Raw genomic sequence first — 20,177 nt, forward strand, 5'->3', positions numbered from 1 at the left:
CTCATTATGAAAATCAATAAACAAAACGTACGTTTTATGGACCATAAAATTCTCGTTCTGCTGGTCATGGGGATGTTCATGACCTTTAGCTGCGACAATGAATTCCTGACAGAAGGTAATCCTACTGCCGCGAGCGTGGAGAATTCCTTCAATACTGAAGTAGAAGCTCTGCAAGGGCTGTATGCTGCTTATTCTGGCTTTCAGTCCAATGACTTTTGGGCCAGAGAGTTTTGGTGGCTGCCGGATATGCTTTCAGACGAAACCAAAACAGCCGGAGCTAACCTGGAAGCACACAGAGCCGCATTGCTCAATTACAATATTGATGCGACCAACCCACTCTTTTCAGCTGTTTTCAAAGGAGTGTATCGTGTGATTCACCGAGCCAATCTGGTGATCAATACATTGCCAGGACGGGCCAATCCAGAACTCTCACAGGAGTCTATTGACCTGATAGTAGCCGAGGCTAAATTTTTGAGAGCTTACTGTTATTTTGAGCTGGTGACCTACTTTGGCAATGTGCCATTTAGCACCGAGCCCGTCACCAACACTGAAGGTGTGCCGCTTGCTGAATCTGTAGAAGACATCTACAACCTGATCGTAGCAGACCTCACAGAAGCGGAAGCAAACCTGCCGCTGGCATCTGCCTATAGAGGTACTTCCAATTTAGGCAGAGCTACCAAAGGATCAGCTCAGGGCTTGCTAGGCCGTGTGGAGCTATTTCGTGGCAACTATACCGCGGCCAGAGACGTATTGCAGCGCCTGATAGACTCGGGAGAGTATGCCCTGGCCGATAACTATGAAGTCAACCACAGAGAAGAGAATGAGAACAACGTGGAGTCTATCTGGGAAATCCAGTTTATGCTATTGAGAGATGGCGGAGATTGGCAAGGATGGATTGGAAATGGAGATGGATTCAAACTTCAAGCCATGCGTGGCCAGGAGTATTCGCCATTCGACTGGCACAACACCCTTCCTTCGGAAACACTCAAGGCTGCTTTTGAGTCGGGTGACCCACGCTACAAACTGTGCTTTATAGAGTACGGAGACACCTATGGTGGGCCGGGAGTAGACTCAGTCTTCACGGCAGAAAAGGTAGCACAAGGTAACAGTGAGGAGAATACGCACTGGCGGAAATATGGCAATGCCTACAAGCAGCTTACCGAGTCGCTGTGGTCGGGTATCAATCACCGTGTCATTCGCTATGCGGACGTACTGCTGATGATGGCCGAGATCGAAAATGAACTCAACGGTCCTTCTGCCACTGCGATCAACTATGTGAACATGGTAAGAGATCGTGTAGATATGCCTCCTTTGCCTACGGCAGAATACCCTACATCCACCAAAGAGGAGCTTTTTGCCGCCATCGTGCACGAGCGCCAGGTAGAGCTATGCTCTGAGCAGTGCCGCGCTCGAGATGTAAAAAGATGGTATCGAGAGGGAAAAATCACCACGAAACCTCATGAAAACTATGAATCCAAACATGAGTTTATGCCGATCCCTATTGACGAAATCGATAACAACCCTGCACTAAGTGCTGATGATCAAAAACCAGGATACTAGCCCTATCTAACCAACCGGGAGCTGCCTCGATAAATCATTCACTTCGAGGCAGCTTTTTTTGCTTAACGCTAAACGCAAACTGTCATGACTGCACTACGCTACCTTACCCTTTTCGCACTCCTTTCTTTTGCTTGCAGTAAGTCTCCAAAGCAACTAACGCTGCTATCTCCTCAGTCCAGCGGTGTAGACTTTACCAATGCTATAGATGAAAAGTCTGTAAACATCCTGGATTATGTAAATATGTACAACGGCTCGGGAGTAGCCGTAGCTGACTTCAACAACGACGGATTTCAGGATATTGTCTTTGGAGGGAATATGGTGAGCAGTCAGCTTTACCTAAATACTGGTAATAGCAATAAACCTGCGTTTAAAGCCATTGACGAGCGTAGTGGATTTGCTACCAATAAATGGGTAAACGGTGTGACTACCGTGGATATCAACCAGGATGGGCTGGTAGACATCTACTGCAGTGTAGCCAATGGTAAAGGCTCCGACAGGGGAAACCTATTGTTTATCAATGAAGGTGTGAATGAGTCTGGTATTCCTACTTTTCGCGAAAGCGCAAAACCATACGGTATAGCCGATACCACACATACCATACAGTCCGCCTTCTTTGACTATGACCTGGATGGCGACCTGGACCTTTTTATGATTGTAAATTATCCCGTGGGATATTTGGATGCCGAGGCAAACAGGATCGTAGCACTTAAAAAAATTGGTGACAGAAACCGTACCGATAGACTCTATAGAAATGACGGCATTTCTACAGCCGGACACCCAACATTTACCGAAGTATCTACAGAAGCAGGAATTACCCTCGAAGGCTACAGCCTGGGACTTGCCATCACCGACATCAATGACGATCAATACCCTGACATCTACGTAGCTAACGATTACGTAACCAATGATATTTTCTACATCAACAATGGCGATGGCACTTTTACCGACAACATCCGTAGCCTCGTAAATCACACGAGCTACTCAAGCATGGGCATTGACATAGCGGATGCAAACAATGACGGACTACAAGACATCCTGGTAGTGGATATGCTACCAGAAAAAGACGATAAAATGAAACTCATGTACGCTGCTTCGCACAATATCAGCCATGAGTTTATGCAAAAATCCAACTATGTGGACCAGTACTTCAGAAACACTTTACAGCTCAACAATGGAACAAACAGAGGATTTAGTGAAATAGGGCAAATGGCTGGCGTCTTTCGCACCAACTGGAGCTGGTCAGCCTTGATGCCTGACATTGACATGGATGGGTGGCGTGATGTATTCATTACCAATGGCTTTACTAAAGATGTCAATGATCTGGACTTTATCAATTACCAAACCTCCTCCTCTCCTTTTGAGCGCCAGGGCTTTGATGGAGCATCCTATGTGGAGTCCCTGGAGGATCAGCAAGGCATCCACCTGCCCAATTACATATTTAGAAATGAGCAAGACCTGACCTATTCCAATCAAAGCGCCTCATGGGGCTTTGAAGATGCGAGCTATTCGAATGGTGCCTCCTATGCCGACCTGGACAATGACGGTGATCTGGATCTTGTCATAAGCAATATCAATGCCCCTGCCTTTGTCTATCAAAACAACACATCAGCCAACTGGGTAGAAATAGAACTCCACGGCGAAAAACCCAATCTGAGAGCCATCGGTGCCAAGGTCTCTTTTGCATGCTCAGCAGGCATCCAGTCTCACGAAAACTACCTGACTCGTGGCTTCATGTCAGCCATCAGCCCAGTGATGCATTTCGGGGTTGGTACAGATACGCTCATAAGGGACGTAACCATACGTTGGCCAGATGTCTCATTTCAAACCTACCCGGAGCTTTCAGTCAATAAAAAACATCACATCTACAAAGAGGCATCACCTCCTCCAACACCCAAGACAACTACCCAGCCAATATTGGACAAAGCCCCTGACCAACTCATATTGGCGAAACACGATGAGAATTATTTCAACGATTTTGATCACCAACGCCTCCTCCCTCACAAGCTTTCTCAGGCAGGCCCGTGCCTGGCTGTTGGCGATGCAAATGGTGATGGACTGGAGGATGTCTATATGGGTGGCTCTAAAGGATTCCCAGGCCAGCTCCTTCTCAATGAAGGATCATCCTTTCGGCCTATGCCACTACCAGATAGCGAGCCCTATGAGGATGGTGCCAGCCTCTGGCTTGATGTAGATGGAGACAATGACCTGGACCTCTACGTGGCAAGCGGCGGAGTGGCCTACGGTAAAAAAAGCCGATATTATGAAGATCGACTCTATCTAAACGAGGGGTCCGATTTTGTGCGCTACAATGGGCAGCTCCCTTCTGTAAATACTTCTGCCGTAGTGGCCGCTGATTTTGACCAGGATGGAGATCTCGATCTTTTTGTAGGTGGCGCATCCAAACCCAATGAGTATCCACTAAGCCACGAAAGCTATTTGCTAATCAATGAAAGTACTGCAGAGGCGGTAAACTTTATCATTGAGCCTCTGGGTACACTGGGTATCATCAAGAGCGCTCTGTGGTCAGACTACAACAATGATGGGTGGGAAGACCTATTTGTAGTGGGAGAATACACGCCCATAATCGTTTTCAAAAACGAAGCAGGAGCACTTCTCCGCAATAAAGACATCCACCTACCCGACCAAACGGGAATGTGGAATAGCATAACAAGCACCGACATAGACCAAGATGGTGACATGGATTATGTATTGGGAAACATGGGGCTTAATAGCCGCTATAAGGCCTCAGCCTCTGAGCCGCTACGCCTCTATGCGAAGGACTTTGATGAGAATGGCGAAATAGACCCCATCATGACTCAAATACGGGATGGACGTGAAGTACCTACCCACCTGCGAGACGATTTGATCCGCCAGTTGGTAAAACTAAAAAAGCGGGTAAAAACATACGAAGCATATGCCCATGCAACCATTCAAGACCTATTTCCAGAGGAATCACTCAATGATGCTTTGGTGCTCACATGTACCTATCTGCAAAACGCACTGCTAATCAATGATGGACAATCTGGGTTTACATTAGAGGCGCTGCCCAACCACGCGCAAGTCGGACCTGTCTATGGTAGTCTGGCCGAAAATCTCTCTGGAAACCCACACAATGAAGTGGCCCTGATCGGCAATTCGTTTGCTCAAGAAATCTTTTCTGGGTGGCAAGATGCCTTTACGGGCACCGTAATTCGCAGAACAGACTCAAAAAGCTACGAAACCTCAACCGCCAACAAATCTGGACTCTACCTGCGTGGAGATGCTAAAGCCCTGGTAAAGCTCACCATGCCCGATCAAAGGCTTTTGGTACTGGCATCTCAAAACAATGATTCCCTCAAAAGTCACCTTACCTCCTCGAAATTTGAAAAGATAATCCACGCCAAACCCTTAGAGTCTGTAGCCATAATCAATTATAAAAATGGCAAAACCGAACGGCGAGAACTGCCCTATGGTTCGGGGTATTTTTCTCAATCCTCACGCACAATTGCCGCGACATCACATGTAGCTAAAGTTACTTTTTATCAGGCTGGCAAACCCACTCGGACGCTAAGGTTTGATTAAAATCGGAACAAGTCGTAGTATCTCTATAAATTGAAGGCCATTTTAAACCACAAGGCTACTTCGATTCTATGGATTCACAATTTGCTCAGCTAGCTGACGACCAGAAAGTCTACCTGGCAAGTGACTTTCACCTCGGTGTCCCTAATCAGGAAAGCAGTCTGAAGCGGGAACGCAAAATCATCCGCTGGCTGGACACCATTGCGCCAGATGCAGCTGGCATCATGCTGGTGGGAGATGTATTTGACTTTTGGTTTGAGTATAGAAAAGTAATCCCAAAAGGATATGTCCGTTTTTTGGGCAAATTAGCCGAACTACGTGACAGTGGCATACCTATCCTGTTGTTCGCTGGAAACCACGACTTGTGGCTAGCTGATTACTTCCCAGAAGAGCTAGACATCCCAGTACTGTATCGTCCTACTTCGTTTGTAATAGGTCCACATCGCGTGCATGTGGGCCATGGCGATGGCTTAGGTCCGGGAGACCGAAAGTTTAAATTCTTCAAAAAAATATTTGTTAACCCTGCGGCTAAATGGGCATTTAGGTGGCTACACCCAGACATAGGTGTGGCCATAGCTCAAACCTGGAGTGGTAGCAGTAAAGAACGCGAGGACGAACCTTTTGCTGGTGAAAATGAGCGCATCTTGCAGTATGCGCGGGACGTGCACAGCCACACCTCACATGATGCGTATGTATTTGGCCACCGACATCTCAAACTGGAGATGCCCATAGACGAGGGTGCTACTTACTACAATCTGGGGGAGTGGATGACTGATGCTCCCTATTTGGAGATTAGTAATGAGGCAATAAAACTTAGATCATTTGAAAGCTAGTTGGACCATAATACTGGCACTTATCGTCCATTTCACAGAGGCACAGGAGTGGAGGCAGGTGATTTCTATAAAAACGGACGTGCCAATTACCGCATTTGACGCAGACCCTCAAGGAAATCTGTATGTAGGTACTGCTGCTGGCAATGTGATAAAATACGCCCCGTCGCTGCTGTCCCGAGAGCTCTACAGCGATTTGGCCAATTTCCCGGTAACCTCAATAGCTGCTTGGAACAGGTTGAGGGTTTTTGTCTTTTTTCAAGACGACCAGCAGTTCGCTTTTCTAGATCGATTTACGGCTCAGCCCAAAATCAATCAGCTAGAAAGCTATACTCATGACCTGATCTGGCAGTGTAGCCCGGGCATAGACAATAGTCTCTGGGCACTGAGCACTGCTTACCACGAACTAAGAAAATACAATCTCCAAACACGTGAACTGATCACAGCGCTACCGCTGCAGCAAAGCCTTAAAGAAGTCACTCATATTAGGGCATATCAAAACTTACTACTTGTCTCGGATAAAGAAACTGGCATTTTCATTTTTGACCAATATGCCAACCTCCAACACAAAATCAACCAAAAGGGCGTACACCATTTTCAAATCATAGACGGACAACTACTTTTTTATGCAAAGGGGCAAGTACACAGGGTAGACTTATTTCAGCCCTATAGCCATGAAAGACTAAAAGCTCCAGAAGGAGCTTTTAGTGCAGTTTTAGATTTGGTTGGTAACTATGCTTTTATAAGCCCTGATCAAATAGCGCTTTATTCGCCTTTGTAGAGATCCAGGATTTTTTTTCTGAAAACAATACTCAGTCTGGCATTTGCCAGCTGAAGTTCAGCTCTGTTTTTGTTGTTGAGGCTTTCCATATAGGTATAGAAATCTGTATTCCCCGTTTCGTATCGTTTTTTCACAAAATCGAACGATTGCTCAAGAGCTTCCAGGTTCTCTACAGCTGTCCGGTAGTTTTCCTGAGACGCTACTAAATCCAGATAAACCTGCTGCACCGCATTGGTAAACTGCTGACGCGCCTGTTCTTCTGCCAACTCAGCATTGAGCATGTTCAGCTTGGCGTTTTGGATTACGTTACTGTTTTGGTATCTGGAAAAGATGGGGACATTCACTGACAAACTGATAAATTCATATTGATTCCAGTTCATCTGATCAAAATAGGGCGCTTTCTCCGGGATCAGGTCATTATTGGGGTTGGCTGCCCCCTGGGAAGAATACCTAGAACCCAACTCCCCATATAAGTTTACAGATGGCAATACATTGGCCCTGGAAGACTTATACTCATGAATGCTCGCCATCCGAGCTGCTTCAGCACTTTTTACTGCTGGTGCATAAGCAAAACTCTCACTCAGCACTTCCTGAAAAGACGCCATCCCTACAGAGAGCTGCTCTTCAGAAACGGCAACATCCTCAATCACATACTCCTTACCCACGTCCCCTCTGAGCAACTGCACCAGGCGCAGTAAGTCACTCCGATACTGATTGCGCAGATTCGTAAGTGTGAGACGTTCATTGGCAACTTGCGAGCGAAAGTTATAAACCGTTTCCATATTGCCTACTCCTACAGACTCACGTTTTACTTCACGCTCCAACTGCTGCTCAAGTAGAGCAATTCTTTCCTCTGATATCTTGATGTTTTCTTTGTCAAGAGCTGTTGCCAAAAATGCAGACAGCACATTGGTTTTGGCATTGAGCTTTGTGCTTTCTATGCCTTGAGTCGCTGCCTGCTCTGCATAAGTACTTCGCTTTATATCATTGATGCGGCTCATCCCCTGAAACAAACCAACAGAAGAACTTACATTGGGGTTAGAGCTGCGCTGCTGTGTAACCTGACGGGCCGCCACATTATCCCAAAACGTGCCAAACAACAAATTATAGTTCCACTGAGCCTGCAAATTTGGCATAAAGCTCATCATGGCTCGCACCTTATTGGATCTGGCAATTTGTGCATTGTTTTTGGCCATTTGCACTTCAATATTTCGCTCTAAAGCAGTAGAAATACAAGCGTCCAGCGTGAGCACTTCAGGGCTCTGAGCCTGAAGCCCAAGACACACTAATGCCAGCATTACAAAAATCAAATTCCTCATTTTGAGTTGTATTGTATGATTGTCTAAAGCCCCGGGAGAAGTTTCTCCCGAGTCAGGGTTCGTCATTACACCAGAGCGTTATCTCTAGCGTTTTTATTTTCAGATACAATCTGGCCATCAAAAAGATGAATCACCCGGTGCGCATACTCAGCATCTATCGGTGAGTGCGTCACCATTACCACGGTAGTTCCATTTTCATTGAGTTCGGTAAGGAGGTTCATTACCTCTTGCCCATTTGCTGAGTCCAGGTTTCCTGTAGGCTCATCGGCAAGGATCAGTTTTGGCTTGGCCACCACGGCTCTGGAAATGGCCACACGCTGCTGCTGCCCGCCAGAAAGCTGCTGAGGAAAATGGTTTCTTCTATGCATGATTTTCATCTGCTCCATCACCTCTTCCACACGTTTTTTACGCTCAGCTGATGAGTATTTAAGGTAGATCAGCGGAAGCTCGATGTTTTCATATACCGTCAACTCATCGATGAGGTTGAAGCTTTGAAACACAAAACCAATGTTGGCCTTTCGAAGCTCTGCACGCTTGCGCTCTGAGTAGGATGAAATTTCCAAATCGGTAAAGTGAAACTCTCCTTCAGATGGATTATCCAGAAGGCCTACGATGTTGAGCAAAGTAGACTTGCCACATCCTGAAGGTCCCATGATGGCTACAAATTCACCGGTTTTCACTTCCAGGTTTACTCCTGCCAGTGCAGTAGTTTCAATTTCGTCTGTGTAGTAAAACTTCTTAAGTCCTACCGTCTTGATTAATGCTTTGGCATTTTCCATATTTTGTTAGATTTTAAGGTCAGCAGTATTTATTTGAAAATCAGTTTGTCTTTATCAGCGTAGCCTTCATAAGAAGACACCACCACTTTTTCTCCTGGCTCTAGTCCCTCCAGCACCTCATAGTAGCGAGGGTTTTGTCTCCCCAGGCGGATGTTCCGGCGCACAGCCATCCCATCACCTTCTGTGACTACAAAAATCCAATTGCCACCTGTAGTTTGGTAAAAGCTACCGCGTGGTATCTGTACCGCACGAATATTTTCACTCAGCTGCAAACGGATTTGGAGTGTCTGTCCACGGCGTATGCCGTCTGGGATGGTGTCCGTAAATGCCATATCTACCGCAAAAAGACCATTTGCCACTTCCGGATATATTTTAGCAATTTCCAGCTCGTAAGTACCTCCAGCGAAATCAAAAGTACCCTTCAGGCCTTCGTATATACGAGCTATGTAGTGTTCATCTATGGACGCTCTTACTTTGAAGCCATTGAGGTCATCGATCTGTCCGATATTCTGACCGGTAGAAATGGACTCTCCTACTTCTGCATTCACTGTACTCAATCGTCCAGAAATTGGGGCTTTTATGTAGAGGTTGTCCAGGTTCTTTTTAATCATCTCCAGATTGTCTCGTGTTCGCTGAAGGGTGGCCTCTGCCTGAGCTATTTGAAGGCGGGCATTGAGCGAATCAAACCTCGTAGACTCTATCTGTATTTCCCTGCTGTCCGTCAATCGGTCAAACTCCCGCTTTAGGTTTAGGTACTCTTGCTCTGAGATGATTTTTTCTTTGTAAAGCTCCTTTCCACGTTCGTAGGCATCTTTGGCCTGATCTATTTGGTAGTCTAGCTCTATCAACGACCTTTTTAGATCAAATTGATTTCTTTTTAGGCTCAGCTTCGTGTTTTCGAGGTTATTGACGAGTATAAAGGCCTGAGTTTCTTCGCGTACAAAATTTTGCAGCAAGTCGTTGTTGGAAAGCTTAAGGATTGTATCTCCTTTGTCCACCAAAATCCCTCCTTCATAGTATTTGCGTTCTACCACTCCTCCTTCTATGGCATCTAGCCGGATAGTCTTGATAGGCAAAACAGATCCATCCACGGGGATAAACTCTCGAAACTCTCCTTCGCGAACAGTAGCAATATTTACTTTTTCACGCTCCACATTGAGCCGCGATCCTCCGTCCGCAAAAACAAAACTGTAAAGGATAAACAGTAGGAATAAACCTGCGCCTCCCCAGGTCAGTATACGCTTGAGCGTCCATTTCTTCTTTTTAATCTTTCGGTCCATAGTTTATTTCGAATCTGCACTCCTTATGCCAATTAAGGTGCCAATGATGTTATCACACTGAATACCAGCGTGATACACATTACTCTCTATGCTAAACCAGTTGGTTCTTGTACAGAAAGGTACAAGAAGTGTACATAAACGGACAGTACAAGGAAGAAAAATAAGACCGGCAGAAAATAAAAAAGGTTCAACCCGCTCCCGGGCCGAACCTAAAGGTCAAAAACTCAAAATAAAAGGACTAATAGATAATCAAAATTAAGATTTTTTATGAGAAATCAAAGGAAACATAACATTGAGTGCGCTCGTACGTTGATAGTAATACTATCATAAATCATAGCAATCCTAGCTAAATGACGGTTCTACAGCTCCGTATACATGAAAACCTCTACATAAAGGACCCTCAAAGCTCAACTCTTGGTAAAAAAATAGTCGCAGAGGCTATTAAGCAAATAGACCTGCTGGGTTTTGAGGCATTTACTTTTCGAAAGCTATCGCTGGCTATTCACTCTACAGAGGCTTCGATCTATCGTTACTTCGAAAACAAACATCGCTTATTGATCTATCTGATCACCTGGTATTGGAGCTGGCTAGAATACAGGATACAGCTAGTCACTCAAAACCTACCCGAGCCTACTGACCGGCTAAAGGCTGTTTTAAAAGAAATCACCAACAGGCACCAGCAAGATGACAGCTTTCCGGATATTGATGAAAATGCACTCAACCGAATCGTAATAGCCGAATCGGACAAGACCTATCGGATCAAACAAGTAGATCAGTACAATGAAGATGGGCTCTTTCGGGGTTACAAGTCACTGTGCAGCTATCTGGCCAGACTCATTTCAGAGATAAACCCCAGTTATAAATACCCTCATGCACTCGCCAGCACAGTTTTAGAGGCGTCAACACAGCAATTATTTTTCGCGGAGCATTTACCTTCGCTATCTGAAGTCAGCCAGTCCAAAGACCCGTATGTTTCAAATTATAATTTTCTGCAAGAGCTAATCTTCCAAACCATCGATACGTCCGCATGAAAAACCAACAAATCATTGATACGCTCTATGAATGTGCCCGCCTGATCAAGGTGGAGATCGATAGTGATGCTATTGCTAGCCTGGACCGGTTTGACAGACATTATGCCAATGAAGAACTGGTAGAGTTTGTAAGAGATCTGGTAGAGGCGAGCAGTGAATGTGGTATGATTCTATTTGAAAAGCACCTAAAAGAGGAAGCTTTTCATCAGTTTGTTGCCAACCACGAATCTCCGGTAGTAGTCTTTGACAAGGATGATGAGCTTTGTCCTGTTTTGATCACAAAAAAGGGCAAACACTATGAGTTTATTAAAATTCGGGAAAATGAAATAGAGCGTTGGAACCACCCGGACCTCAATAAGCTCGACCTGGCATGCACTGAGCATTTGGAAGTGATTTTCTTATCAGTATTTGAATACCAGAGTCTGGTAAGTGATGAAAAAATAAATGGTGAGCACAAAAAAATATCACCAGTACTGCGACTTTATAAACTGCTTGCAGCCGAAAAGAAGGACATTTTTTATGTATATGTATACGCACTGCTGATCGGACTCTTGAGTTTGACTTTGCCGCTGGGTATTCAAGCCGCAGTAGAGCTCATCAGTGGTGGAGTAGTTTTCAGTTCGGTATATGTGCTGATAGCATTCATCATTCTGGCCGTAATGGGCACAGGAGCACTACAGGTTTTTCAGGTTACCATAGTAGAGTACCTACAACGAAGGGTTTTTACCAAAGCCGCCTTTGAGTTTGCATATCGGGTGCCGCGTATCCGTATGGAATCGGTCCTCAACCTACACATGCCGGAGCTCATGAACCGCTTTTTTGATGTTCTCACACTTCAAAAAGGATTACCAAAACTACTGATAGACCTTTCTACAGGCGTAATTCAGATAATTTTCGGGCTACTGCTCCTGTCCTTTTACCACCCGTTCTTCGTATTCTTTGGCATCTTTTTGCTCGCCATTCTATTTACCATTTTTTACCTCACCGGCCCCAAAGGCCTGCGCTCCTCTATCACAGAGTCTAAATACAAGTACAAAGTCGTTTACTGGCTAGAGGAGATGGCGCGCACCTTGTATTCGTTCAAATTGTCAGGCAATACCAGCCTGCCAATTAAGAAAACAGACTACAATGTCAACAATTACCTTAAAAACCGTAGCACACACTTCAAAGTACTAATCGGTCAGTACGCCTATGTGTTACTTTTCAAAGCCGTAGTGACCGGCGGTCTACTCATCATCGGTACCATTTTGGTGGTCAATAGAGAAATCACCCTGGGGCAGTTTGTAGCATCAGAGGTAATCATCATCCTGATTCTCAACTCAGTAGAAAAAATCATCATGTACATGGATGTGGTGTACGACATGCTCACAGCCGTGGACAAAATAGCACATGTCACAGACCTCCCGCTGGAAGACTCTGGTGGGATCGACATTCCTGAAAGTCAGCTGCAGGAAAAAGGACTAACTGTAGAACTAAAGAACCTCACGTATACCTTCCCGGATGCTAAAAAACCAGCACTGGAAGATATCAACATCAAAATCAACGCGGGGGAACTCATATGTATCTCTGGAGGGAACAACTCGGGTAAAAGCACATTAACCTCGATGATCTCAGGGATTCACACCCAATACGACGGTATCGTTACCTACAACAGATACAACCTGAAAGATCTCGACATGACACATCTTCGGGATAAGATAGGCAAGAACGTATCGCAGGAGGATATTTTTGAAGGGTCTATCCTGGACAACATCCTGGTAGGCAAGCCCTTTTCAGACATGAATGCGGCCATACAGGCAATCGAAAAAGTAGGACTCTCTGAGGAAGTATACCAGCTGGAAAAAGGACTGGAAACACAGATTCTAAGTGCTGGCAAGGGATTTAGCAGCTCGTTTATCAATAAAATGATCCTGGCGAGATGTTTGGCAAAAAAACCGAGTCTGCTCATACTCAATGACTTCTTTAGCAACTTTCAAAAACATGAAAGGCTGAAACTGATCGAAATGCTAACTCATCCAGAAAACAACTGGACGCTCATAGTAGTCTCCAATGACCCCATGGTAATGGCTGCGGTAGATCGAGTGATATATCTGGAAAGCGGCAAGGTACTGGCTGATGGCAGCTTTGAAGAAGTAATAAAACTAGAACAGGTAGTAAAAAACATCTATTGACATGCTAAACATCTCCGACAATAAGACCGAAGACTTGCTGGAGAAGCATCAGCTCTACTCCCTGCATACACTCAAAACTCCCGGAATGGGTCGCCTACTCGCCCGGGTGCTGATGGTCGTGTTTTTCATATTGGTGACCTCATTGTTTTTGCCCTGGCAGCAAAACATCCGTGGCACCGGAAAACTCACCGCACTCAATCCTGAGAACCGCCCGCAAACCGTCAACACGACGATAGCAGGACGCATCGCCGACTGGAAGGTAAGAGAGGGTGAATACGTAGAGGCCGGAGATTCGCTGCTGGTACTCACTGAGATCAAAGAAAAATACTTCGACCCGCAGCTAATGATGCGCCTGGGTGAGCAGCTAGAAGCCAAAAAGAGAAGCCTTGTGGCAAAAGAAGCCAAACTAGCGGCAACCAAAAACCAGCTATCAGCACTGCAAGAAGGGCGTAGACTCAAGCTACAACAAACACAGACCAAACTAGAGCAAACACTCCTAAAGCGAGAGAGCGATAGCATGGCATATGTAGCTCAAAAAATAAATTTTGCCAATACAGAGAATACTTTCGAGCGAAACAAAAGGAGATTCGAGGCTGGGAACATTCCGCTAACGAAGTTTCAGGAGTTAGAAAGCAAATACGAACAAAGCAAAGCCAAACTACTGAGCGCTTCCAATAAGTACAATCAAAGCAAAATGGAAGTAGCTAATATGCGAGTAGAGCTCTCTGCTGTAGATGCAGAGTATCAGGATAAAATTGCCAAAACAGAAGGCTCGATATCTACTACACTCTCAGACCTGGCCGATAGTGAAGCTCAGATAGCCAAACTCCAAAATGAGTTTGCCAACATGGAAATACGACAGGAGCAATATGTAATCATAGCTCCACAGTCTGGGTATGTGGTAAAAGCCCTACGCGCAGGTATTGGGGAGACCATCAAAGAAACTGAAGCCGTAGTAACCATCATGCCGGAGACCAATGACAAAGCTGCCGAAATCTACATCAAGGCTATGGACCTGCCCTTTATCTCAGAAGGCAGAAAAGTCCGCATCGAGTTTGATGGATGGCCAGCATTACAGTTTTCTGGCTGGCCTACTGTCTCGGTAGGTACATTTGGAGGTGAGGTAAAAGTCATAGACCGAGTAGAGTCCAAGCCTGGTACGTTTAGGATATTGGTTACTCCAGAAGAAGGAGAAGAGCCATGGCCTCAAAAACTACGCATGGGCTCGGGAGTAAAAGGATGGGTGATGCTAGACGATGTTCCTATCTGGTACGAACTCTGGAGACAACTCAATGGATTCCCTCCGAACATCTACAACTTTGCTGAGGATACTCCTCCAAAAGACGCCAAAAAGAAAAAATAGTGCAATTACGTCTGCTACAAAATGACAATTCAGAGCTCAATAAATAGCATATGAAAAAACTGGTAGGAATCTTATTCTTGCTCATAGTGAATGTGGCTACCGCCCAAACAGACACCGTCTACCTTGCTCTGGAGGAAGTACTGGAAATGGCCCGTTCGAACCATCCACTTTTGGCGCAGGCCAGACTCCAGTCAGATTTAGCTGATGCTCAACTGCGTACGGCCCGAGGCACGCTCGACCCTAAAATAGAGTCTAGTTATCAGCTCAAAAACTTCAAAGACAAAACCTACTACGACAAATTTTACAATGCACTCAAAATCCCTGTATGGTTTCCAATTGACCCAAAAGTGGAAGTATACAGAAATGAAGGCTCCTACCTGAACCCAGAATCATACGTAAGCTCCGCTACAGACCACTGGCAAGTCACTGCAGGCGTCAGCTTGCCTGTAGGCAAGGGTTTGTTTATAGACGAACGACGAATGCTTATCAAGCAAGCCAAAATCTACGGAAGCCTGGCAGAAGCAGAGCAGATCAAACTCGCCAACAAGGCCTTATTTACCATCATCAAAAGCTACTGGGACTGGTACCTGGCCAGCGAAAAGCTCAAGCTAGCCATCTCTGCTCAGGAACTGGCCGCTGACATCTATGATCGAGTACTTACAGATTACGAATATGGTGAGGCGGCAGTGGTGGACACTGTTCAGGCTCTGATAACTTTTCAGACCCGTCAGGCCGACTACACCAAAGCCCAGCTCGACTGGAACCAAACCAGACTGGCACTTTCCATTCACCTGTGGGGAGCCGAAGGCATCCCCCTCGAGTTATCAGAATTGGCTTTTCCAGTTCCTAACCAGACATTTGGTGTGGTTCCTTCAGACACCTCAGTACAACGGCTCGTATCCTGGGCTACTGAAAACCACCCTGAAGTAATCAAACTAGCCGGGAAATCCCGCCAACTGGATGTAGAACAGTCATGGAACAAGGAAAGCCTTAAGCCTGAAATAAACCTGAGCTACTCTTTAATTGATGCGCCGTTTAGTCAGGATGGCATCAGCACGCCTAAATGGGACGAAAACTACAAATTAGGCATGGACTTTTCCTTTCCACTGCTCTTACGCAAAGAGCGAGGAAAACTCCAAAAAACCCGTGTATATAAAGAGCAAGTAGAATTGGACCTGCAGCTAACGAGAAAAGCTGTCGAAAATCAAATATTGGCTGAATACAACGAACTGCTCACCTTACAAACCCTCCGTACCCAGTACCAGCTGATGTCACAAAACTACCAGCGTCTTTACCAGGCTGAAATCATCAACCTGGAAAATGGCGAAAGCGACCTATTCAAGCTTAACATTCAGCAGAACAAATTACTGGAGGCCAACATCAAATACCTGGAGGCCTATGTCAAGTTTGAAAAGCAAAAAGTACAACTACCCTACACGGCCGGACTGCCTGATTTATCCTATTTGCAGGTGTACGAATAAGAACAATATCTACGGAATAAGGTGTACATTTACGAACACTTCCAAGTGAAAACTCACTTGGAATGCCAAATGAGCGGGTTGGCATCATTTCTGAACCCCTGCACCTCAAATGATAAATCAAGTGGAAAAACAACTCGGCAAAATACTAATCATAGATGATGATGAGGATGTTTTATTAGCAGCGAAAATGCTCCTAAAAAAACACGCAAAAGAAGTACTGATAGAAAAGAACCCAAAAAAAATCCCTTTTCTCCTCAACAACGACACATATGATCTGATCCTGCTGGACATGAACTTCAGCAAAGACATAACATCAGGAAAAGAAGGGTTTTACTGGCTAGAACAAATCCTGGATAAAGACCCCCAGGCCGTGGTGATATTGATCACTGCTTTTGGTGATGTAGAGATGGCCGTGAAAGCGCTCAAAGCAGGAGCCACAGACTTTGTCTTGAAGCCGTGGCAAAACGAAAAACTTATCGCTACCCTCAACAGTGCTGCAAAGCTCAAGGAATCCTACAAGGAAGTCACTCAACTGAAGCAAACCAGCAAACAGCTACAGGAGGATAGCAACCTTGCTTTTAAGAACATCATAGGTGAAAGCAACGCTATCAAAGATGTGTTTAAAATCATAGACAAAGTAGCCGCCACAGATGCCAATGTCTTGATATTAGGGGAAAACGGTACGGGAAAGGAGCTCATTGCCCGCGCCATTCACCAAAAGTCCCTGCGAAAAGAAAAGGTTTTTATTGGTGTAGATATGGGCGCAATTACCGAAACCCTCTTCGAAAGCGAGCTATTTGGCCATAAAAAAGGAGCATTTACTGATGCCAAGGAGGACCGTGCAGGAAGGTTTGAAATAGCCAATAATGGAACCCTCTTCCTTGATGAAATAGGCAATCTAAGCCTTCCGCTTCAGTCCAAACTACTGACGGCTCTACAAAAAAGGGAAGTGACACGCATTGGCTCCAACAAAGCCATGCCGATAGACATTCGGCTAATTTGTGCCACCAACATGCCGATTTATGATATGGTAGCCGAAAACACTTTTCGCCAGGATTTGGTCTACCGCGTAAACACCGTAGAAATCCACCTCCCTCCACTGCGGGACCGACTAAGTGACATCCCGCTATTGGCCAATCACTTCTTAAAACTCTACAATCAGAAATACCGTAAAAACGTTTCCAAAATTTCTGCGGCCACTATCAAAAAACTCCAACAATATAGCTGGCCTGGCAACATCCGCGAGCTACAACATGCCCTGGAGCGAGCCATCATCATGACGGACAATGAAACATTGGAGCCCGATGATTTTTTCTTTTTGTCGCAAAAGCCCGACAGTGGTAGCACCATGGAAACAGACAGCTATAACCTGGACGAAGTAGAGAAAACCGTAATTCAACGTGCAGTAAATAAACACAACGGCAACATTTCCAAAGCTGCCAAGGAGCTCGGACTCACCCGTGCGTCGCTATATCGCAGGTTAGAAAAATATGGGCTCTAAGAAATTCAGATACCAGCTTATCGGTCGTATTGCGCTTCTGGCAGCAAGTATCTTTTTGCTAGCTACGCTTTACTACACGGACAGCTATACCTTCACTAAGCTGCTCATATTGGGACTGGTGGTAGTACAGGGGTACTACCTTTACCATTTTTTAGAAAAGTCAAACCGTGAAATAATCGGCTTTCTACAAAGCATCGAGTGGGATGATTTTTCGCACACCTACCCCGAACGGAGAGAAGGCAGTTCTCTGGATGAACTTTATGCTGAATTTAACAGCGTAATCAGGAAATTTCGTGAGATCAGAGCCGAAAAAGAAGCTCACTACCAGTACCTGAAAACTATTGTTCAGCATGTGGGCATAGGCATCATCACTTTTGAAAAATCTGGTGAAGTGCAAATCATCAACTCCGCAGCCAGATCACTGCTCGGGGTAAAACACCTCAAAAACATCAAGCAGCTCAGAGTCATCAGCGAGCCATTGGTGCAGGTGCTCAAGGAACTACGCACAGGTGGTAGAGACCTGGTAAAAATCACTAAAAGTGACGAAGATGAAATCCAATTGGCAGTTTATGCCATAGAGCTTTCCCTTCAGGGCAAAGAGTTTAAACTCATCAGTATTCAAAACATCCAGAGTGAGCTGGAAGAAAAAGAAATGGAAGCCTGGCAGAACCTGATTCGTGTACTTACACATGAAATCATGAACTCAGTAACACCCATTTCATCACTCGCGCGAACTGTAGAAGCCGAAATGGAAGAGTGGTTGGAAAACGGTCAGGACATCAATCAAATCACCAATGACCAGGTAGAGGATTTTCACATGGCTCTCCATACCATCCACCGGCGCAGCGAAAGCCTGATCAAGTTCGTCAACGACTTTAGGAACATGACTCGTATCACACTCCCCAACCTCTCCAAAGTGTGTGTAAAAGAGCTTGTAGAACACGTGCTCAACCTGCTCCGAAACAATTTACAAGAAGCTGAAATCACTGTAAACGTGGATATAGCAGAAGAAATCTGTATAGACATAGACGAGCAGCAAATAGAGCAGGTGCTCATCAATCTGGTAAAAAATGCCTCTGAAGCTTTAACAGAAAATGATGACATGGAGCGCCCTAAAAAACTATGGATCAGGTCTATACCAAGAGAAAATGGAGGAGCCACCATTTCGGTAAAAGACAATGGACCTGGCATAGAAGAGGAAGCGCTCAAAAAGATCTTCATCCCGTTTTTTACTACTAAAAAAAGTGGATCAGGCATAGGCTTGAGTCTTTCCAAACAAATCATGCGCAATCACCGGGGCAACATTTCTGTAAAATCTGTCATCAACGAGGGTACAGAGTTTACCCTGCGATTTTCATCATAGCCTTTGGCACTAAAATGCTGCTTTCCTACTATGGAAAAGAGCCCAATCCTTTAAATTGTCATCGGATCAAAAGCTAAAGTGTGAGGTACATTTTCATCATTCAGGGCGAGGGTCGCGGACACATGACTCAAGCGCTATCGTTGGCCGGCATGCTCCGAGATAGCGGCCATGAGATTAGTAGAGTGATCGTGGGCAAAAGCAAAAGACGTAGTATCCCTGCGTTTTTTACCAATAAAATTGGTGCTCCTATAGAACATCTGGACAGTCCGAATTTCGAAACGGATAAAAACCAAAAGTCTGTAAAACCCCTCCGCACAATTATCTACTCCTTCTTGAAGGCGCCGCGGTACAAAAAATCGATAGACAGGATAGACCGCATCGTGTCTGAAGATCGCCCTGATGTCATTATTAATTTTTACGACTTTTTAGGCGGGCTATACAATTTTTCCAAAAGACCTAAGGCAAGGTTCGTTTGTGTAGCCCACCAATTTCTCATTGGTCACCCTGATTTTGATTTTCCGCCAAAGCGGCACCTGGACAAACTCTCATTGAAGATTGGGAATAAAATAGCTAGCCTTGGAGCAGACAAGCTTTTGTGTTTGTCGTTTCAGCATTTTGACGATCAGCCTCGCAAAAAACTTTATGTAGTACCCCCACTACTGCGAGAAGAAGTGAAGAATATGCCTACTGCGAAGGAAGATCACTTTCTGGTGTACATGGTAAACCCCGGCTATGCAGAGGACGTAGAGCAATTTCACCAAAAACACCCCCATCAACCGCTCCATTGCTTTTGGGACAAAAAAGACATGCCTGCCGTACATCGCATAGATGACCACCTGACCTTTCATCAGCTCGATGATCAAAAATTCATTAAAAAAATGGCTACCGCAAAAGGTTATGTGACTACTGCGGGATTCGAGAGTGTATGTGAAGCCATGTACCTGGGTAAACCTGTGCTCATGGTGCCAGTAGCAGGTCATTATGAGCAAGCCTGCAATGCCGTAGACGCAGTGAAAGCTGGTGCAGGAATCACCAGCGAAAATTTCACCATAGAAAAGCTCTATGAATATCTACCTGAACATGTAGACATTTCGGATCGTTTTCAGCAGTGGGCAGACCAGGCCAAAACGTATTTTTTACAGCACCTAACATAACCCGGG

General features: G+C 45.2%; 14 protein-coding genes. 11 read left to right on the top strand and 3 right to left on the bottom strand.

From position 1 onward, the window contains the following. The first annotated feature begins 6 nt into the window (after positions 1–6). From C7460_RS10495 to C7460_RS10510, 4 genes are all read left to right on the top strand, one after another. Entirely contained in the window at positions 7–1,560 is a 1,554-nt protein-coding gene (locus tag C7460_RS10495; RefSeq protein ID WP_115868056.1) for a RagB/SusD family nutrient uptake outer membrane protein, read from the top strand. A gap of 84 nt (positions 1,561–1,644) precedes the next feature. Next, on the top strand, positions 1,645–5,121 hold the full coding sequence (locus tag C7460_RS10500; RefSeq protein WP_115868057.1) for a VCBS repeat-containing protein: 3,477 nt from the start codon (positions 1,645–1,647) through the stop codon (positions 5,119–5,121). A gap of 68 nt (positions 5,122–5,189) precedes the next feature. Continuing rightward, positions 5,190–5,951 carry a UDP-2,3-diacylglucosamine diphosphatase gene (locus tag C7460_RS10505; RefSeq protein WP_115868058.1) on the top strand — a complete coding sequence of 254 codons (762 nt, stop codon included), beginning with the start codon at positions 5,190–5,192 and terminating at the stop codon, positions 5,949–5,951. Then, a complete protein-coding gene (locus C7460_RS10510) occupies positions 5,941–6,729 on the top strand; it encodes a hypothetical protein (protein ID WP_115868059.1) in 789 nt (262 codons plus the stop codon). The genes C7460_RS10505 and C7460_RS10510 overlap by 11 nt, the downstream gene beginning before the upstream one ends. Here C7460_RS10510 and C7460_RS10515 read toward each other — a convergent pair. The 3 genes from C7460_RS10515 to C7460_RS10525 all read right to left on the bottom strand — a co-directional run bounded on the left by C7460_RS10515 (position 6,714) and on the right by C7460_RS10525 (position 10,107). Further along, positions 6,714–8,048 carry a TolC family protein gene (locus C7460_RS10515; RefSeq protein WP_170147962.1) on the bottom strand — a complete coding sequence of 445 codons (1,335 nt, stop codon included), beginning with the start codon at positions 8,046–8,048 and terminating at the stop codon, positions 6,714–6,716. The genes C7460_RS10510 and C7460_RS10515 overlap by 16 nt on opposite strands. Positions 8,049–8,113: 65 nt before the next feature. After that, positions 8,114–8,827: an ABC transporter ATP-binding protein gene (locus C7460_RS10520; protein WP_115868061.1), complete on the bottom strand. Its 714-nt coding sequence runs from the start codon at positions 8,825–8,827 to the stop codon at positions 8,114–8,116. Between the two features lie 29 nt (positions 8,828–8,856). Next, on the bottom strand, positions 8,857–10,107 hold the full coding sequence (locus C7460_RS10525) for an efflux RND transporter periplasmic adaptor subunit (RefSeq protein ID WP_115868062.1): 1,251 nt from the start codon (positions 10,105–10,107) through the stop codon (positions 8,857–8,859). A gap of 350 nt (positions 10,108–10,457) precedes the next feature. On the opposite strand from C7460_RS10525, the gene C7460_RS10530 reads away from it, so the two are divergent. The 7 genes from C7460_RS10530 to C7460_RS10560 all read left to right on the top strand — a co-directional run bounded on the left by C7460_RS10530 (position 10,458) and on the right by C7460_RS10560 (position 20,171). Beyond that, positions 10,458–11,138, top strand: coding sequence for a TetR/AcrR family transcriptional regulator (locus C7460_RS10530; protein WP_115868063.1), 681 nt, complete (start codon positions 10,458–10,460; stop codon positions 11,136–11,138). Continuing rightward, positions 11,135–13,309: a peptidase domain-containing ABC transporter gene (locus tag C7460_RS10535; RefSeq protein ID WP_245986301.1), complete on the top strand. Its 2,175-nt coding sequence runs from the start codon at positions 11,135–11,137 to the stop codon at positions 13,307–13,309. Before C7460_RS10530 ends, C7460_RS10535 begins: the two co-directional genes overlap by 4 nt. A gap of 1 nt (position 13,310) precedes the next feature. Beyond that, on the top strand, positions 13,311–14,672 hold the full coding sequence (locus tag C7460_RS10540; RefSeq protein ID WP_115868064.1) for an HlyD family secretion protein: 1,362 nt from the start codon (positions 13,311–13,313) through the stop codon (positions 14,670–14,672). Between the two features lie 50 nt (positions 14,673–14,722). Further along, a complete protein-coding gene (locus tag C7460_RS10545; protein ID WP_115868065.1) occupies positions 14,723–16,153 on the top strand; it encodes a TolC family protein in 1,431 nt (476 codons plus the stop codon). A 121-nt stretch (positions 16,154–16,274) separates the two neighbouring features. Beyond that, entirely contained in the window at positions 16,275–17,654 is a 1,380-nt protein-coding gene (locus tag C7460_RS10550) for a sigma-54-dependent transcriptional regulator (protein ID WP_185148297.1), read from the top strand. Beyond that, positions 17,644–19,017: a sensor histidine kinase gene (locus C7460_RS10555; protein ID WP_115868067.1), complete on the top strand. Its 1,374-nt coding sequence runs from the start codon at positions 17,644–17,646 to the stop codon at positions 19,015–19,017. The genes C7460_RS10550 and C7460_RS10555 overlap by 11 nt, the downstream gene beginning before the upstream one ends. An 80-nt stretch (positions 19,018–19,097) precedes the next feature. After that, on the top strand, positions 19,098–20,171 hold the full coding sequence (locus C7460_RS10560; RefSeq protein WP_147302910.1) for a glycosyltransferase family protein: 1,074 nt from the start codon (positions 19,098–19,100) through the stop codon (positions 20,169–20,171). Positions 20,172–20,177: the final 6 nt, after the last annotated feature.

The organism is Marinoscillum furvescens DSM 4134 (assembly GCF_003386095.1).
Lineage (GTDB): Bacteria > Bacteroidota > Bacteroidia > Cytophagales > Cyclobacteriaceae > Marinoscillum > Marinoscillum furvescens.

Excerpts from the sequence above, each read along its gene's own strand:
- C7460_RS10495 (WP_115868056.1), top strand. The coding sequence starts at position 7 with ATGAAAATCAATAAACAAAACGTACGTTTTATGGACCATAAAATTCTC.
- C7460_RS10500 (WP_115868057.1), top strand. The coding sequence starts at position 1,645 with ATGACTGCACTACGCTACCTTACCCTTTTCGCACTCCTTTCTTTTGCT.
- C7460_RS10505 (WP_115868058.1), top strand. The coding sequence starts at position 5,190 with ATGGATTCACAATTTGCTCAGCTAGCTGACGACCAGAAAGTCTACCTG.
- C7460_RS10515 (WP_170147962.1), bottom strand. The coding sequence starts at position 8,048 with ATGAGGAATTTGATTTTTGTAATGCTGGCATTAGTGTGTCTTGGGCTT.
- C7460_RS10520 (WP_115868061.1), bottom strand. The coding sequence starts at position 8,827 with ATGGAAAATGCCAAAGCATTAATCAAGACGGTAGGACTTAAGAAGTTT.
- C7460_RS10525 (WP_115868062.1), bottom strand. The coding sequence starts at position 10,107 with ATGGACCGAAAGATTAAAAAGAAGAAATGGACGCTCAAGCGTATACTG.
- C7460_RS10530 (WP_115868063.1), top strand. The coding sequence starts at position 10,458 with ATGACGGTTCTACAGCTCCGTATACATGAAAACCTCTACATAAAGGAC.
- C7460_RS10535 (WP_245986301.1), top strand. The coding sequence starts at position 11,135 with ATGAAAAACCAACAAATCATTGATACGCTCTATGAATGTGCCCGCCTG.
- C7460_RS10540 (WP_115868064.1), top strand. The coding sequence starts at position 13,311 with ATGCTAAACATCTCCGACAATAAGACCGAAGACTTGCTGGAGAAGCAT.
- C7460_RS10545 (WP_115868065.1), top strand. The coding sequence starts at position 14,723 with ATGAAAAAACTGGTAGGAATCTTATTCTTGCTCATAGTGAATGTGGCT.
- C7460_RS10555 (WP_115868067.1), top strand. The coding sequence starts at position 17,644 with ATGGGCTCTAAGAAATTCAGATACCAGCTTATCGGTCGTATTGCGCTT.